The organism is Pseudomonas sp. zfem001 (assembly GCF_032621725.1).
GTDB classification, from domain to species: domain Bacteria; phylum Pseudomonadota; class Gammaproteobacteria; order Pseudomonadales; family Pseudomonadaceae; genus Aquipseudomonas; species Aquipseudomonas sediminis.
The window spans coordinates 20,225-36,898 of record NZ_JAVYJI010000003.1 but is presented as its reverse complement, the minus strand read 5'-3'; the positions used below and the strand labels follow the sequence as shown (position 1 = coordinate 36,898).

General features: G+C 61.5%; 17 protein-coding genes. 14 read left to right on the top strand and 3 right to left on the bottom strand.

All coding sequences use genetic code 11. From position 1 onward, the window contains the following. Positions 1-930 carry a DMT family transporter gene (locus tag RTH74_RS12285; protein ID WP_316914856.1) on the bottom strand — a complete coding sequence of 310 codons (930 nt, stop codon included), beginning with the start codon at positions 928-930 and terminating at the stop codon, positions 1-3. A 103-nt stretch (positions 931-1,033) separates the two neighbouring features. Between RTH74_RS12285 and RTH74_RS12280 the strand changes: the two genes are divergently transcribed. From RTH74_RS12280 to RTH74_RS12245, 7 genes are all read left to right on the top strand, one after another. Next, positions 1,034-1,945: a LysR family transcriptional regulator gene (locus tag RTH74_RS12280; protein ID WP_316914855.1), complete on the top strand. Its 912-nt coding sequence runs from the start codon at positions 1,034-1,036 to the stop codon at positions 1,943-1,945. Positions 1,946-2,323: 378 nt separating this feature from the next. After that, a complete protein-coding gene (locus RTH74_RS12270) occupies positions 2,324-2,749 on the top strand; it encodes a RidA family protein (RefSeq protein WP_316914854.1) in 426 nt (141 codons plus the stop codon). 31 nt (positions 2,750-2,780) lie between these two features. After that, a complete protein-coding gene (locus tag RTH74_RS12265) occupies positions 2,781-3,938 on the top strand; it encodes an ABC transporter ATP-binding protein (RefSeq protein ID WP_316914853.1) in 1,158 nt (385 codons plus the stop codon). A 13-nt stretch (positions 3,939-3,951) separates the two neighbouring features. Beyond that, positions 3,952-4,950, top strand: a complete 999-nt coding sequence (locus RTH74_RS12260) for an NAD(P)H-quinone oxidoreductase (RefSeq protein ID WP_316914852.1) — start codon at positions 3,952-3,954, stop codon at positions 4,948-4,950. Positions 4,951-4,990: 40 nt separating this feature from the next. Next, positions 4,991-5,605, top strand: a complete 615-nt coding sequence (locus RTH74_RS12255) for a glutathione S-transferase (RefSeq protein ID WP_316914851.1) — start codon at positions 4,991-4,993, stop codon at positions 5,603-5,605. A gap of 13 nt (positions 5,606-5,618) precedes the next feature. Further along, positions 5,619-6,065 (top strand): 3-dehydroquinate dehydratase, encoded by a 447-nt coding sequence (locus RTH74_RS12250; protein WP_280059240.1) that lies wholly within the window; start codon positions 5,619-5,621, stop codon positions 6,063-6,065. Then, positions 6,062-6,994 carry a glyoxylate/hydroxypyruvate reductase A gene (locus RTH74_RS12245; protein ID WP_316914850.1) on the top strand — a complete coding sequence of 311 codons (933 nt, stop codon included), beginning with the start codon at positions 6,062-6,064 and terminating at the stop codon, positions 6,992-6,994. Before RTH74_RS12250 ends, RTH74_RS12245 begins: the two co-directional genes overlap by 4 nt. An 18-nt stretch (positions 6,995-7,012) precedes the next feature. On the opposite strand, the gene RTH74_RS12240 is transcribed toward RTH74_RS12245, so the two are convergent. Further along, complete coding sequence (locus RTH74_RS12240) at positions 7,013-7,987, bottom strand: LysR family transcriptional regulator (protein ID WP_316914849.1); 975 nt, start codon at positions 7,985-7,987, stop codon at positions 7,013-7,015. 373 nt (positions 7,988-8,360) lie between these two features. Between RTH74_RS12240 and RTH74_RS12235 the strand changes: the two genes are divergently transcribed. The 7 genes from RTH74_RS12235 (at position 8,361) to RTH74_RS12205 (ending at position 15,798) form a co-directional block, all read left to right on the top strand. Beyond that, positions 8,361-9,389, top strand: coding sequence for an ABC transporter substrate-binding protein (locus RTH74_RS12235; protein ID WP_280059237.1), 1,029 nt, complete (start codon positions 8,361-8,363; stop codon positions 9,387-9,389). Positions 9,390-9,481: 92 nt separating this feature from the next. Continuing rightward, on the top strand, positions 9,482-10,336 hold the full coding sequence (locus RTH74_RS12230; protein WP_316914848.1) for an ABC transporter permease: 855 nt from the start codon (positions 9,482-9,484) through the stop codon (positions 10,334-10,336). Position 10,337: 1 nt separating this feature from the next. Beyond that, positions 10,338-11,156: an ABC transporter permease gene (locus RTH74_RS12225; RefSeq protein ID WP_280059235.1), complete on the top strand. Its 819-nt coding sequence runs from the start codon at positions 10,338-10,340 to the stop codon at positions 11,154-11,156. Between the two features lie 75 nt (positions 11,157-11,231). Next, positions 11,232-11,906, top strand: coding sequence for a DUF1028 domain-containing protein (locus tag RTH74_RS12220; RefSeq protein ID WP_316914847.1), 675 nt, complete (start codon positions 11,232-11,234; stop codon positions 11,904-11,906). Beyond that, on the top strand, positions 11,907-13,055 hold the full coding sequence (argE, locus tag RTH74_RS12215) for an acetylornithine deacetylase (RefSeq protein WP_316914846.1): 1,149 nt from the start codon (positions 11,907-11,909) through the stop codon (positions 13,053-13,055). 271 nt (positions 13,056-13,326) lie between these two features. Further along, entirely contained in the window at positions 13,327-14,577 is a 1,251-nt protein-coding gene (locus tag RTH74_RS12210; protein ID WP_316914845.1) for an NAD(P)/FAD-dependent oxidoreductase, read from the top strand. 75 nt (positions 14,578-14,652) lie between these two features. Continuing rightward, positions 14,653-15,798, top strand: a complete 1,146-nt coding sequence (locus RTH74_RS12205; protein WP_316914844.1) for an alpha-hydroxy acid oxidase — start codon at positions 14,653-14,655, stop codon at positions 15,796-15,798. A 15-nt stretch (positions 15,799-15,813) separates the two neighbouring features. Here RTH74_RS12205 and RTH74_RS12200 read toward each other — a convergent pair whose 3' ends face one another. Beyond that, on the bottom strand, positions 15,814-16,587 hold the full coding sequence (locus RTH74_RS12200) for a helix-turn-helix transcriptional regulator (protein ID WP_316914843.1): 774 nt from the start codon (positions 16,585-16,587) through the stop codon (positions 15,814-15,816). Positions 16,588-16,674: the final 87 nt, after the last annotated feature.

Sequence of the window (16,674 nt, the reverse complement as noted above, 5' to 3'; positions counted from 1 at the left end):
TCAGCCCGTCTTGCGCTTGCTCGCCGACAGGCGCGAGACGCCCAATAGCACCAGCGCCAGGCCGGCGATCTGGTACAGGCTGATGGCCTCGCCGAGCAGCGCCCAGGCGGCAAACATCGTCAGCACCGGGCCCAGGTTGCCGAACACCGCGGTATGGCTGGCGCCCATACGCTGGATGGCCAGCGCCATCCAGTAGATCGGCAGCACCGTCGACAGCAGCGCCATTAGCGCGCTGTAAAGCCATACCTGGTTCGGCAGGCTCGCCAGTTGCGTCGGCTCACCGCTGATGGCGTAGTGGATCAGCACCATGATCGCCGAGGAGCCGCCGGCCAGCCCGGCCAGGCGCATAGAGCCGACCCGTCGAATCACCACGCCGGTGCCCAGGTAATACAAGGCGTAGGTCACCGCGCTGGCGAACACCCAGGCGGCCCCCAGCAGAATCTGCTCGCTGTCGCCTTCCACGCGGATGTCATGCACCAGGGCGATGCCCAAGCCCAGGTAGCACAGGCCCATGGCCAGGAAGGTGCGCGGGCCCGGTCGCTCGCCCAGCGCCAGCATCTGCAACAGCAGCACCAGCGTCGGATAGGTGAACAGGATCAGCCGCTCCAGCCCGGCGCTGATGTACTGCAGGCCGTAGAAGTCGAACAGGCTCGACAGGTAGTAACCGAGCATCCCCAGCAGCAGAACGTGCGCCCAGTCCTTCGCTGACAGCCGCGCTTGCCCGGTGCCACGGCTCAGCCACAGCAGCCAGGCGAATAGCGGTAGGGCCAGACCCATGCGCAGACTCAATACGGTGATGGCGTCCACCGGCGCGGCGGCGTAGGCGAGTTTGACGAACACGGCTTTCAGGCTGAAGCCGGTGGCCGAGAGCACGGCGAATAGCACGCCGCTGTCCAGGCTGCGTCGGTACGAGGCGGTCAGAGCATTCATGAGCAGGGCTACGGCAGGGGAGTGAGCTGTTATTCTGAGTGGAATGCTACGCAGCCAGAATCGCAATTTCACGAAGATGGCTTTCTGTTTTGGAGAAGGCTTCATGCATTTCGACCTGCCCGACCTGCGCTTGATCGCGGCGATTGCTGCAACCGGCAGCCTGAGCAAGGCGGCGGCGACCTTCCCCGTCGCCGTGTCGGCGGCCAGCACCCGCCTGCGCCTGTTCGAAGAGCGCTGCGGGCTGACGCTGTTCGTGCGCAGCAGCGATGGCATGAGCCTGACCCCCGCCGGACGCCTGGTGCTGGAAGCCTGCCAGGGCGTGCTGAAGGAGGCCCGCCAGTTCAGCGAAACCCTGCAGGAACTCAACGGCGAGCGGCGCATCACCCTGCGCCTGGCAGCCTCCACGGTGGCCAACAGCACCTTCCTGCCGGCGGCGCTCGGGCCGTTCCTGGCCGACTACCCCGAGGTGGATCTGCAACTGGCCGAGTACAACAGCAAGGATGTGCTGCAGGCCGCGCGGGAAGGCAGCATCGACATCGGCGTGTACGACGGCAACCTGGCCACCGATGACCTGCTGTCGCTGCCATTTCGCAACGACCGCCTGGTGCTGCTGGTACCGCATGGCCATGCGTTGATCGAGCAGCGCCCGGCCTCGCTGCGCAATGCACTCAACTACCCTTTCGTCTGCCTGCCCGCCGAGCGCGCGATGCAGCGCTTCATCGAATACATGGCGGTGCGCAACGCCTTGCCGCTGAAGGTGCGCGTGCGCGCGCCGAGCTTCGACGCTATCGCCCAACTGGTGGCGCAGGGCGTTGGCGTGTCCATGCTGCCCGAGGTGGCCGCGACCCGCTTCGCCCAGGAACTGCCGGTGGCGGTGGTGATGCTGGAGGATGTCTGGGCTACCCGCGAGTTGCGTTTGTGCGTGCGCAGTTGGGAGGCACTGTCATCCCATGCGCGGCAACTGGTCAGCTACCTCTCGCCTGAGCGGCCATCCGGCGACAGTCTGGACGTATGACGTAGGAGCGGCTTCAGCCGCGATAGAACCGCTCGCCGCTAAAGCGCCTCCTACGGTGTGTGGCTTGAGCGGCTGTGCTCCGGTGTTGATACATGCAGTGTGGGAGGGGCTTCAGCCGCGACAATCGCCGCTCCAGAACCGCCCACCGCACATCACTTGAAGAACTGGCTGGGCGTGGTGCCGAACTGCTTCTTGAACATGGTGGTGAAGGCGCTGGGGCTGTCCTAGCCCTGCTCTCTGGCGATGGCGTAGGTCCGATGGACTACGGCGCGAGTGCGGTTCAGATTTTCCTAATCACCACCCTCGGCAAATGCTGGTTTCTCTGGTTTGTCAGCAGTGTGAAGCTTGGCTGAACACGTCATAGCAGAGTCGCCAGGCATGCCCACCCATACCCGTATCCGCATGTTCAACACCAAGCAGACCTACCCCAACCAGTCGCTCGACAACGACCTGTGCCAGGCCGTGCGTGCCGGCAACACCGTCTATGTGCGCGGTCAGGTCGGTACCGACTTCGAAGGCAATCTCGTTGGCCTTGGAGATCCGCAGGCGCAGGCCGAACAGGCGATGAAGAACGTCAAGCAATTGCTCGAGGAAGCGGGCTCGGACCTCTCCCATGTCGTCAAGACGACCACCTACATCATCGACCCGCGTTACCGCGAGGCCGTCTACAAGGAAGTCGGCAAATGGCTCAAGGGCGTCTTTCCGATCTCCACCGGGCTGGTCGTGTCAGCGCTCGCCCAGCCGCAGTGGCTGATGGAAATCGACGTAATTGCCGTTATCCCGGATGACTGGCCCGCAGCCTGACTCGTTAGCCCATTCGTAAATCGGAGCGCCCATGGCGACTGCACAGATCAAGACTCTCTATCCAACACCTGATACCGAGGCGGCAACAGCTCCTCGTAGCAATGTCGCGGTTCAGCTCGATGGTGTGTTGAAGCGCTTCGGCAATTCGATTGCCCTGCAGAAAGTGTCCCTGAAAATCCAGGAGGGCGAGTTCATCACCCTCCTGGGGCCATCCGGCTGTGGCAAGACCACGCTGTTGAACCTGATGGCGGGTTTTGCCGAGGCGGACAATGGCGAGATATTCATCGACGGCCAACTGGTTACCGAGACGCCGCCTTATCAGCGCGAGATCGGCATCGTGTTCCAGAACTACGCCCTGTTTCCGCATATGAACGTGGCTAAGAACGTTGGCTATGGTCTGCGCATGCGTGGCGTGGCAAAGGCCGAAATTGCCGAGCGTGTGGAGCAGGCCCTGGCGCTTGTGAAGTTGAGCGGTTATGGCGAGCGCAAGCCGCGTGAGCTGTCTGGTGGTCAGCAGCAGCGTGTCGCGCTGGCCCGTGCGTTGGTCATTCGACCCAAGGTGTTGTTGCTCGATGAGCCTTTCTCCGCGCTGGACAAGAACCTCAGGCTGTCGATGCAGATCGAGCTCAAGGACATCCAGCGCAAGCTGGGGGTAACCACGGTATTCGTGACCCATGATCAGGGTGAAGCCTTGAGCATGAGCGACCGAGTGGTGGTCATGTCGGCTGGGCATATCCGCCAGATCGGCACGCCAGATGCGATCTATCGCAACCCTGAAGATCCGTTCGTAGCCAGCTTCGTCGGCGATGCCAACATTTTGCCTGGTCGTTATCTGAGCCGTGACGACAGCGCCAGTGTAGGGCTGGGCGACGCTACCCTGCGCCTGCCTGTCACGCATGTCCATGGCCCGGTCGGCTCGCGTCTGGACGTCTACGCGCGGCCGGAGAACATCCGCCTGGTGCCGCTGGGCGCTGATGCCCTGCTCAGTGGCACGGTGGTCAATCATGTGTTCCAGGGCGATCACGTCGATATCCATCTGGATGTCCCGTCGCTGGGTAATACGCGCCTGTTCGTGCGCCAGTCCGGCCTGGAATCCCTCACCCGTTGGCCGGTTGGTGCGGTCAGTGGTTTGGCGTTCGACAACGAAGGCGTCTGCGCCTTCGCGGCTGAACCCCAGCCTACCCATTGAAATGGACAGTCTTGTGATTGCTGAAACGATGAACGCCGTGATTGCCCGCGAGCCGGGTGGTCCTGAAGTGCTCGATGGCGTGCTGCGCCAGTTACCTGCGGCGGGCGCCGGCGAGCTGCTGATCAAGGTTGCGGCTGCGGGGGTCAATCGCCCGGATCTGATGCAGCGCAGCGGAGCACCGTTGCCACCTGGCGCGCCCGATATTCTCGGGCTCGAAGCTGCAGGCACAGTGGTCGCGGTAGGCGAGGGCGTGAGCGGCTTTACTCCGGGTGACCGAGTCATGGCCCTGCTCAACGGTGGCGGCTATGCGCAATATTGCCTGGCTACGGCTGCGCATTGCTTGCCGGTGCCGGCCGAAATGGACCTGGAAGAGGCGGGCGGCGTGCCGGAGGCGGCCTTCACGGTATGGCACAACCTGTTCGAGCTAGGCCGCCTGCAAGCTGGCGAGGTGGTGCTGATTCATGGCGCAGCCAGTGGCGTCGGCACCTTTGCCATTCAGTGTGCCCATGCGGCAGGTGCCAAGGTGATTGGTACCGCAGGTGGGGCGCAGAAGGTGGAGGCACTGAAAGCGCTTGGCGTGTGGCGGGCCGTTGACCGCTACGAGGAGGATTTCGTCGAAGTGGTCGATCAGTGCACCGAGGGCCGTGGCGTCGACGTGGTGCTGGATAACGTCGGCGGCGACTACGTGGCGCGCAACCTGGCTGCGATGGCGGCGGGCGGGCGTCATATCAGTCTGTCGTTCATGCAGGGGGCGAAGATCGAGCTGGATCTGCTGCTGCTGATGCGCAAGAGCCTCAGCCTGACCTCATCGACCTTGCGGCCCAAGAGCAGCGCCGAGAAAGCGCGCCTGGCTACTGCCATCACCGAGCAGATGCTGCCCTGGCTGGCAGCAGGCAAGGTGCGTCCGCTGATTCATGCTCGCTTGTCCTTGCAGCAGGCGGCCGAAGCTCATCGCGTGCTGGAAGCGAACGAGAACATCGGCAAGGTGCTGCTGATCCCGGATTCGCTGTAACAGGATCGGCCGGCAACGTCGGCTTACGACAGGAACCCCCATGTACAAACTGTATTACGCCTCCACCTCCCCCTATGTGCGTAAGGTCATGGTCGTCGCCCACGTCCTGGGCCTGATTGAGCAAATCGAGAAGCTCGACTCGGCGGCTCATCCGATCCAGCGTGACGAGCGCATCGCGCGTTTCAACCCGCTGGCCAAGGTCCCGGCCCTGCAGACCCCCGACGGTGTGTCGCTGTACGACAGCCGGGTGATCTGCGAATACCTGAACGCCTCGGTCGACGGTGCCTTATTTCCCGCCAAAGGATCTGAGCGCTGGACCAGTCTGGTTCGTCAGGCACTGGGTGATGGTCTGCTCGATGCGGCGCTGCTGGCCCGTTACGAGGCCACCGCCCGACCTCCGGAAAAACACTGGTCCGCATGGGTCGAGGCCCAGTTGGGCAAGATCAACGCCGTCCTGGGTGAGATCGAAACTCAAGCTGCGCATTGGCGCAGCAAGCCGGATGACATCGGCTTGATCACCATTGGTTGCGCCCTGGGTTATCTGGACTTTCGTTTCGCCGAGTTCGACTGGCGCAGCGAGCACCCGGCCACTGCCAAGTGGTTCGCCGAATTTGAACAACACCCGGCCATGCTTGCCACCCGGCCGGTGGCCTGACCCAGGAGTGTCCATGTCGTACCGCGTATTTTTCCTCAATGGCCCGAACGCCAACCTCTATGGGCTGGACAAGAACGGCACCTATGGCAGCGAGAGCTTCGCCAGCATCGAGCAACGTTGCCAGGCCCATGCTGCGGAGCTGGGGCTGCAACTGGAGTTTCGCCAGAGCAACCATGAAGGTGTGCTGGTGGACTGGATTCAGGAGGCACGCCTGAGTGCCGACGCCATCATCATCAACGCTGCTGGACTGACTTACAGCTCGGTGCCGATTCTCGATGCACTGCTTGCTTTCGAGGGACCGATCATCGAGGTGCACATGAGCAATATCTGGAAGCGCGAGAGCTTTCGTCATCACTCCTATGTGTCCAAGGCTGCTACAGGTGTCATCGCTGGTCTGGGCGTGCGGGGCTATCGCCTGGCGTTGTCCAGCGTGGCTGAACTGCTGGAGGAACAGGCATGAGCCCGACATTGGTGTTCTACAGTCAGTTCGACAGTTTCGAGCAATGGCAGGCGTTGCTCGCACCCTTGCTTCCGGGGATACGCATCTGCCAGGAGCAGGATGTAGAGGATCCGGACAGCGTGCTCTATGCCCTTGCCTGGAAGCCACCGCAGGGCTTCTTCGCCCGTTACCGCAACCTGCAACTGCTGATAAACCTGGGCGCAGGTGTCGACTCGCTGGTCGGTCGAGACGATCTCCCAGCCATTCCGATTACCCGCCTGTCCGACCCGAACATGGGACGCATGATGGCCAGCTACGTGCTGTTCGCAGTCCTGCGCTATGCCCGTGATATCCCGGCTTTCGAACAGGCCCAGCGTGAGCGGCGCTGGCATTATCTGCACCCACGCCTGCCGCAAAGCGTGCGGGTCGGTGTACTCGGTCTAGGTGAACTGGGTGCCTATGCCGCCGCTGAGTTAGTGCGCCAGGGGTTCACTGTCAGTGGTTGGTCGCGCTCGGTCAAGCAGCTCGAAGGCGTGCGTTGCTACAGCGGCCTGGATTGCCTGGACAGCTTCATTGCGGGAAGTGAAATACTCGTTGTGATGCTGCCGCTGACCTCGGAGACTCGTGGCTTGCTGGATGCTCGCCGGCTCGCGCTGCTACCGCCTGGCAGTTGCTTCATCAATGTCTCGCGCGGGGCCGTGGTCGATCAGCAGGCGCTGACAGAGGCGCTGGGCAGTGGACGGATCGCCGAGGCGACCCTGGATGTCTTCGACCGCGAGCCATTGCCGCCCGAGGATCCGCTCTGGGGGATGACGAATGTGCTGATCACCCCGCATCTGGCCTCGGTGGCCATACCCGAGTCGGCGGCCAGGCAGATTGCCGACAACATCCTGCGTCTTCAGCGTGGCGAGGCAGTGCTGCATCAGGTCGACCCTGCGCGCGGCTACTAGGGTCTGCCAAGGCCTTGATCAGCTCACATCCTTGAGCATGCGCACCGAGTGCGGGTCGAAAAAACTCGGTGCCGCCATGCCTGGGATGTATTGATCGGAAATGAACATCCGGCAGCGTTCGGCGAAGGCGCTGACCACACGTGACAGTTGCGTGTTCCGGGTCACTGCGTAGCCCAGGCGCATGGGCCGGTGCTCACCGGCCAGGCGGACGCGGATCAAGCGCTTGCCATCCTGTGACAGGTTGGCCTTGGGGCGCACATTGGCGATGCTGTAGCCCACGCCATTGGCGACCATCGCCCGTACCACCTCGAGGTTGCTCGAGCGCATCACGATATTTGGCGTGACACCTGCCGGCATGAACAGGCCGAGGAAATACTCCCTGCTTACGGGGATGTCCAGTAGCACCATCGGGTAGGTTTCCAGATCGTCCAGCGTCACTGCCGGCAGGTTTGCCAGCGGATGATGCTCGCCGACCATCACATAGGGCGGCAACTGCGCCAGAGCCTGGAACTCAATGTCGTCACTGGCGGCCAGGTCATAGGTCAGAGCGATATCGATATCGGCATTGCGCAGTCTGCTCAGCAGCTCTTCATGGTTGCCTTCGTACTGGCTGATACGAACGCCGGGGAATGCGCGGCCAAAGCCGAATACCAGATCTGGCGTGATCATCGGTGCCAGCGACTCCAGGCAGCCGACCCGCAACGGACCGCGAATGCTGTTCAGCGACTCCGAGGCGATGGTGTACAGGTTGTTCACCTGATCGAGGATCTGCTTGGCCTCTTTCATCACCTGACGGCCGACCGCGGTCAGCGAAACCCCTTGGGCATGATGGCGGACGAACAGCTGCACACCCAGCTCTGACTCGATGTGACTGACTGCCGCAGAGATCGACGGTGACGATACATGGAGGCGTTCCGATGCCCCGAGCAGACTGCCGGCCTCGCCTGACGCGACGAAGTACTCCAGTTGTCGTTGGGTGATTCGACTAAGCATAAGAACTCTCTGAGCAATGGTTTGGCAGGTCCAGGCAGCGCCTTGGTCTGCGCTCACTAACGCAAGGTCCGTGCCGGTGGCCTGGGCAGTGGCAAGGCCGATTTCGCTGCCGAGCCACTGGCGGATGTGTCTGTGACAGGCCTGGAAGCTTGTCAGATCGCAGCTTGTGGCTGCATAGGAAATTCCTACGCAAGAGCACGGGTAAAGGTTGTTTTACCCGAATGAGCCCCCCCGCCATTATGAATTCACCACGTTATGCCTACCTGTGCCCCATTTCGGGGCGGCGCTGGCGCTAACCGATCCGCACGAAGATCAGACCGCGTCGCGATGTCCTTACAAGCCAGAACGCACGACCCATAACCGGAGCAGAAAAATGATGCGTAAAGCCCTTGCCTTGACCGTGCTGAGTGCCAGCTTGCTGGCGACCGCGAGCGCCAGTGCTGCAGAGAAGTTGGTTGTCAGCACTTGGGGCGGAAGTTTCCGTGACCTGATCGATCAGGCCATCGGCCGCGAATTCACCAAGCAGACCGGCGTCGAAGTCGAATACGTCACCGGCGGTACCATCGACCGCCTGAACAAGGCCAAGCTGGCCGGCACCGCCGAGAGCGACCTGACTTTCACCACCTCGCATGTCGGTTGGTTGTACGCCAATGACGGGTTGTTCGAAGACCTGGACATGAGCAAGATCCCCAACGCCAAGAACCTGGTGCATCAGGCGCAACTGAGCCCGAACCACATCGGCGTGTGGGGCTACGTCTATACCATCGGCTACCGTCCGGATCTGGTGCCGGAAGGCGAAACCTTCGAGACCTGGGCAGACCTGTGGCGGCCCGAGCTGAAGGCCACCCTGGCGCTGCCTGACTTCGATCCCAGCCATATCATCGCGGTGTCCGCCAAGCTGTCCGGGGCTGATGCCAGCACTTGGGAAAAAGGCCAGGACAAGCTCAAGGCGCTGGTGCCCAGCATCAAGTCGTTCTACACCAACGACGCCAACAGTCAGCAGCTCATCGCCACTGGTGAGACCCCGGTACAGGTGCTGCTGTCGATGAACGCTTATCACATGATCGAGGAAGGCGTGGACATCAAGCTGGCCATGCCCAAGGAAGGCGCGGTGCTGGGTGTTGATGCCATGGGCATCAACAAAGGCAGCAAGCACGCCGACCTTGCTTACACCTTCATGAACATCGCCCTGTCGCCGGAGGTACAGGCGAAGATTGCCGAGATCAACCGCGGCAGCCCGGTGGTCACCAATGCCACCGTCGACCCGGAAATCGCCAAGCTGCCGGGCATGCTGACCACGGCCGAGCAGTGGGATGCGACGCTGAATATCGACCCGAAACTGCGCGCGGAAAAAACCGCTGAATGGCGCAAGTGGTTCTCTGAGAACGTCATGGCGCATTGATCGCCAATCCAGGCGCGGGCGATGCCCGCGCCTTCTTTCTCTGAGTCCATTTGCGCGGCCACTGCATGTGGCCGCTTTCAACGGAAACGCCCATGACTCGTAATCCTGCGTTTGTCCGGTGGTTCGTGCTGCCATCGGCGCTGACCGCTCTTGGTCTGACGATCGCCATGCTGACCGTGCTGCAGTACAGCGTACGCGCATACATTCCAGGCTCGCTGGAGGTCGGTGGTTTTACCCTGGCCAACTTCCAGGGCATGCTCAAGAGCCTGTATGCCGATGCCTTTATCAACACGGTCGTCCTGAGCTTCAAGACCGCGCTGTTCGGTCTGTTGCTGAGTTACCCGCTGGCCTATGCGCTGGTGCGTACTCAGACCGCATGGCTGAAGTCCTGCATCCTGATCATCGCCATTACCCCGCTATTTCTCGGCGAGGTGGTCCGCACCTATTCCTGGATCATCGTCCTGGGCAACAGCGGCTTCCTCAACAGCCTGCTGATGGCGATGGGGCTGATCGACAAACCGCTGCAACTGATGTTCACCAACACCGGCGTGGTGCTGGCGCTGGTGCATGTGACCATGCCGATCATGGTGCTGATGCTCGCCACCGGCCTGTCCCACATCGACACCGCGTATGAGAAGGCGGCCACCAGTCTGGGGGCTGGCCCGATCAACACGTTCCTGACCATCACCCTGCCGCTTTCCCTGCCGGGTATCGTCGCCAGCGTCACCACTGCTTTTGCCTGGACCTTCAGTGCCTTCGCCACACCGCAGCTGATCGGTGGCGGCAAGGTCAGCACGGTAGCCACGCTGGTCTACCAACTGGGTTTCTCCTCGCTGAACTTCCCGTTCGCCGCGGCCTTGAGCGTCGCCGGTCTAATCATGACCCTGTTGCTGCTGGTTGCCCTGAAACGCATGAGCCGCTCGCTGCAGCGCGTTGGAGAACACTGAGATGACGCGTTCCAATCACGATAAATGGCTGGGATACGCGGGCCGACTGCTGGTCGCGCTGATCCTGATGTTCGTGCTGCTGCCGACGGTGGTGGTGTTCATCTCCTCGTTCAGCAGCACCTCGGTGTTGTTCTTCCCGCCCAAGGGCTGGTCGCTGCGCTGGTTCGAGCGGGCGCTGAATTACAGCGACTTCAAGAACGGCTTCTATGCCGGGCTGATCGTCACAGCCTGGGCCTCGACTCTGGCGGTGGTGATCGGTACGACCCTTGCCATCGCCATCAATCGCTACGAGTTTCGCTTCAAGAGCCTGCTCGAAGGCGTGCTGATGTCGCCGCTGTTCATTCCGCATTTCACCATCGGTCTCGGCCTGCTGATGCTGGTGGCGCAGCTCGACCTGAGCCGTGGTTATGCCCTGGTGATCTTCTGTCACGTGGTGCTGGTGCTGCCCTTCGTGCTGCGCAGCCTCTACGTGTCGTTGCACAACCTGGAGCAGCGGATCGAACTGGCGGCAGCGAGCCTGGGTGCCTCACCGCTACGTGTCGTCTGGACCATCACCGTGCCGCTGATGTTGCCTGGCTTGTTCGGTGGCTGGCTATTCGCCGCGATCCTGTCGTTCAACGAGTTCACCGCCTCGTTGTTCGTCACCACGCAGGCAACGCAGACGCTGCCCGTGGCCATGTACAACTACGTGCGTGAATTTGCCGATCCGACCCTGGCGGCGCTGTCGGTGATCTACATCGCCACGACGGCCACGCTGCTGACCCTGGCTAACCGTTTTCTCGGCCTGGGACGCGTGCTCAATGTCGAGTCGCCACGCTGACCGTCGCTCGGGTGGGCTTGTACAGCCCGCCTCGGATCACGGTGCAATCAATCACCAACAGGACCCACGCAGACCATGACCTTCTCCATCACTGGCCGTTGCGCCAAGACCGGGCAACTGGGTATCGCCATCAGTTCGTCGAGTATCGCGGTGGGTGCCCGCTGCCCCTGGTTGCGTCCAGGCGTGGGTGCGGTTTCCACGCAGAACGTCACTCTGCCGGCTCTGGGTGATCGGGCACTGGAGCAACTCGCGCTTGGCTGCTCGCCGGAACAGGCGCGTGACTTGGCATTGGCCAGTGACGAGTACCGCCAGTACCGCCAGTTGGCGCTGATCGACCATCAGGGGCGTACCGCACATTTCAGTGGTAGCGAGACCCTGGGTTGCCACCATGCCATCTCCGGAGAGCAATGTGTCGGTGCCGGTAACCTGCTGGCCAATCAGGCGGTCATCGAGGCCCTGGTGCGTGGTTTCGAAACCAGTGAAGGCTTCCTGGCCGAGCGCCTGCTCAGTGCGATGCAGGCCGCCATGGCCGCAGGCGGTGAGGCAGGGCCGGTGCATTCGGCCGCGCTGATCGTGGTTGGGGAACAGGCATGGCCCATCGTCGACCTGCGCGTCGACTGGGCCGACGAGGACCCGATTGGCGCGCTGGAGCAGTTGTGGCATGCCTATCAGCCGCAGATGCAGGACTACATCACGCGCGCGCTCGATCCGACCAAAGCGCCTAGCTATGGGGTTCCCGGAGACGAGTGAATGAACAGCAAAGAGCTACTGGCCACCCTGGTTTCGTTCGACACCACGAGCCGTGAATCCAATCTGCAACTGATCGCCTTCGTGCATGACTACCTGGCGCAGTTGAACGTCTCCAGCGAGCTGATCTTCAACGAAGAGCGAAGCAAGGCCAATCTCTTCGCCACCATCGGACCGGCCGACGTGCCCGGTATCGTCTTGTCCGGGCATACCGATGTCGTACCGGTAGATGGTCAGGCCTGGTCGGTGCCACCGTTCCAGTTGAGCGAGCGTGACGGCAAGCTCTATGGCCGTGGTACCGCGGATATGAAGGGCTATATCGCCAGCGTCTTGGCGGCCGTGCCGGGCTTTCTCGCGCAGCCACTGCGCCTGCCCATTCATATTGCGCTGTCCTACGACGAAGAGGTCGGTTGCCTGGGCGTTCGCGACCTGATCGCGCGCCTGGCCGAACGGCCCTGCAAGCCGCGCTTGTGCATCATTGGCGAGCCGACCCAGTTGCAACCGGTGCTCGGTCACAAGGGCAAGTTGGCGATGCGTTGCGACGTGCACGGTGCGGCCTGCCATTCCGCCTATGCCCCGCAAGGGGTCAATGCCATCGAATATGCCGCCGAACTGATCGGCGAGCTTGGTCGTATCGGTCAGCAGCTGCGGGCGCCAGAGTTGTGCGATGCGCGCTTCGACCCGCCCTTCAGCACCGTGCAGACAGGCGTGATCAACGGTGGCAAGGCGTTGAACATCGTGCCGGCGGAGTGTCGCTTCGACTTCGAGGTGCGTGCACTGCCGGACACCGATCCACAGGCTGTCGCGCATCAGTTGCAGCGCTACGCGCAACAGGAAGTACTGCCAAGAATGCGCGCGGTGGCGGCGGACAGCGACATTCGCTTTGCCGAGCTCTCTACCTATCCAGGGCTCACCACGGATGCGCAGAGTGACGCGGCGCAGCTGATCGCGGATATCTGTGGTTCGGACGCCTTCACCACGGTTGCCTTCGGTACAGAAGGTGGCCTGTTCGACAGCATTGGCATCGCCACCGTGGTTTGTGGGCCGGGCAGTATGGATCAGGGGCATAAGCCCGATGAGTTCATCCATGTCACACAACTTGAGGCATGCGACGCCATGCTCGAACGGCTGACCCACATGTTTCGCGAGTGATTTAACCGCGTTGAAGTTGAACTTAGCGGTGACCCGTTCGGCTGCCTGAAATAAATAAGGTCGCGCAATAAAGACGGGTGATTTTAGCGGCGCGATTCATTTTTTCTGAAGCGCTGCATTTAAAAAGCGTGATTCTCAAAATTTTCAGATTTACGCAGACTTATTACGGTCGTTGAATGCTTTGTATGGGCGCCTGTACTTCTTCGACCTACTGTTGGCGGCGAACGCCAACAACACTTAACAGGCTCGACGCCATTTAGGAAATACGCAAATGTCAGTTGAAAAAATCAACACGTTGGTGATCGGCGCCGGCCAGGCCGGTATTGCCATGAGTGAACATCTCTCACTGATGGATGTGCCCCATATCGTGCTGGAGCGCAGCCGCATTGCCGAGCGCTGGCGCTCGGAGCGCTGGGACTCTCTGGTGGCCAATGGTCCGGCCTGGCATGACCGTTTTCCTAGCATGCAGTTCGACAATATCTCGCCCGAAGCCTTCCCGCCGAAAGAGCGCATGGCGAAGTACTTCGAGGATTATGCCGCGATGCTCAAGGCCCCGATTCGTACAGGGGTGGAAGTGCTGCAGGTGGAGCGCCTGGTGGCACGTCCTGGCTTCAAGGTCACCACCTCGGAAGGCATGATCGAGGCGGCCAATGTGGTGGCGGCAACCGGCCCGTTCCAGAAGCCCACTTTCCCGCAGATCGTGCCGCAAAGTGCCAAGGTTCAGCAGTTGCACTCATCGCTGTACAAGAACCCCGGGCAGTTGGCTGATGGCGCTGTGCTGGTCGTCGGTGCCGGCGCCTCGGGCTCGCAGATCGCCGAAGAACTGCAGCGCGCCGGCAAGCGTGTCTATCTCTCGGTCGGTGAGCATTACCGGCCGCCGCGTTCCTACCGCAGCCGTGACTATTGCTGGTGGCTGGGTGCGCTGGGCCTGTGGGATGAGGTCAAGATCCGCCCGAAGAAAGAGCATGTCGCCTTCGCCGTCAGTGGCTACGAAGGTGGCAAGACTGTGGATTTCCGCCGCCTTGCTCATTCCGGCATCACCCTGGTAGGTCTGACCAAGGCCTGGAATGACGGTGTTGTGGAGTTCCAAGAAGGCCTGGCGAAGAACATCGCAGATGGTGATCAGGCTTATTTCGATGTACTGCGCGAAGCCGATGCCTACATCGAGCAGAACGGTCTGCCATTCCCGCCCGAGCCAGAGGCCTGGAACCTGCTCGAGGACCCCGAGTGCATCAAGAATCCGATTCTTCAACTGGATCTGGAGCAGGCCGGCATCACCACCATCATCTGGGCGACGGGCTTCAAGTTCGATTTCAGTTGGCTGAAAGTCAACGCCTTCGACGACAAGGGCATGCCATTCCATAAACGCGGTATTTCGGCAGAAAGTGGTATTTACTTTGTCGGCTTACCGAACTTGGTCAATCGCGCCTCGTCCTTCATTTATGGTGTTTGGCATGATGCCAAGTACATTGCCGACCATATTGTCTTGCAAAACGCCTATATGGCTTACGACAAGGCCTGACAAGTGTTTACGCACTGCCGAAGTTATTGATTTCGGCAGTTTCAATTGTGCACGGTATACATATACAGGCATGGCATGGCTGAAATTACTTGCGTAGAAGATATGCGCCGCCTGGCGAGAAAACGGGTGCCGCGCATGTTTTACGATTATGTCGATGGCGGCTCGTGGAGCGAATATACCTACCGGGCCAACGAGGCGGATTTTCAGCGTATCGAGTTCCGCCAGCGGGTGGCCTGCGATATCACCCATCGCGACACTGCCAGCAGCATGGTCGGCGTACCTGTCAGCATGCCGGTGGCCATCGCCCCAACAGGCTTGACCGGCATGCAGCATGCCGATGGCGAGATTCTCGCCGCGCGAGCGGCCAAGCAGTTCGGTATTCCCTTCACCCTGTCCACCATGAGCATTTGCTCACTCGAAGCGGTTGCTGAGGCGACCGGGCGTCACCCGTTCTGGTTTCAGCTCTACGTCATGCGCGACCGTTCATTCGTCGAGAGCCTTATCGCCCGAGCCGAGGCGGCCAACTGTTCGGCACTGGTGGTGACGATGGATTTGCAGGTCTTCGGCCAGCGCCACAAGGACAAGAAAAACGGCCTGTCGATGCCGCCCAAACCGACCCTGCGCAATATCGTCAACATGCTCAGCAAACCGCGCTGGTGCCTGGCCATGCTGGGTACGCCACATCGTCAGTTCGGCAACATCGTCGGTCATGCCAAGGGGGTTGGCAGCATCCAGTCGCTGGTGGAGTGGACGCGCGAGCAATTCGACCCAACGCTGTCCTGGCAGGACATCGAATGGATACGCAAACGCTGGCAGGGCAAGCTCATCATCAAAGGCATTCAGCACCCCGATGACGCGCGCCTGGCGGTGGGCTGCGGCGCCGATGCCGTGGTGGTGTCCAACCACGGCGGGCGTCAGTTGGATGGTGCCTCTTCATCGATCACGACGTTGGCGGAGATCGTCGATGCCGTCGGCGGACAGACGGAAGTGCACTTCGATAGCGGTATCCGTAGCGGTCAGGATGTGCTCAAGGCCATCGCATTGGGGGCCAAAGGCACCTATATCGGGCGAGCCATGCTTTATGGGCTGGGCGCTCTTGGAGAGCAGGGCGTCAGCAAGACCTTGCACATCATCCGGGAAGAGCTCGACCTATCCATGGCGTTCTGTGGACAGACGAATGTACAGGGCATAACCCCCGACATCCTGCGCATGAAGTCTTGAGTGCTTTTGCCCGGCTTACTTGAAGAACTGGCTGGGCGTGGTGCCGAACTGCTTCTTGAACATGGTGGTGAAGGCGCTGGGGCTGTCGTAGCCCAGCTCCCCGGCGATGTCGATGATCTTCTCGCCCAGGGCGATGCGCTCCAGGGCCAGCAGCAGGCGCGCCTGCTGGCGCCACTGGCCGAAGGTCATGCCGGTACCTTTCTGAAACAGGCGCTGAATGGTCTTCTCGTCCAGACCCAGGCGGATGCTCCAGTCGGCCAGCGTTGAGGCATCGCCGGGGTCGGCCTGCAGTGTCGTGCAGATTGACTGAATGCGCGGATCGGCTGGTTGCGGCAGGTGCAGTGGCAGGGTCGGCAGGATACGCAGCTCATCGAGGATCAGACGCATCACCCGTGCCTCGCGCGAGTCGTCGGCGTAGGGCTGGGTGATGTCCACGGCGGCGCGGATCAGCTCGCCCAGCAGCGGCGAGATGGCCACGGCGCGGCACTCGGTGGGCATGTCCGGCAGGCTGTCGGGGCGCACGAAGACGCTGCGCATCCGCACGCTACCGATGCAGCGGATCGCGTGCACCTGGCCGCAGGGCATCCAGATGCCGCGGCTCGGCGGCACCGTCCACTGATTCATCGCCGAGGTCACTACCATCACTCCGGAGATGGCGTAGATCAACTGGTGCTTGTTGCGGTGCGAGTGCGGCTCGATGACGGCGTTGACCGGGTAATCGGTGGCGCTGCTGCTGACCAGCCAGGGTGATGCGTCGATCTCGGCCAGTAATTTATCGGCTAAGCGCATAAGGCTGCCTTTTTTGCGAGGGTTGTTTCCCGATCTTCGTGAGACAGGCGGTTGAGCGCAGCCTAGCATAGCGCCGTTCCTCATCTC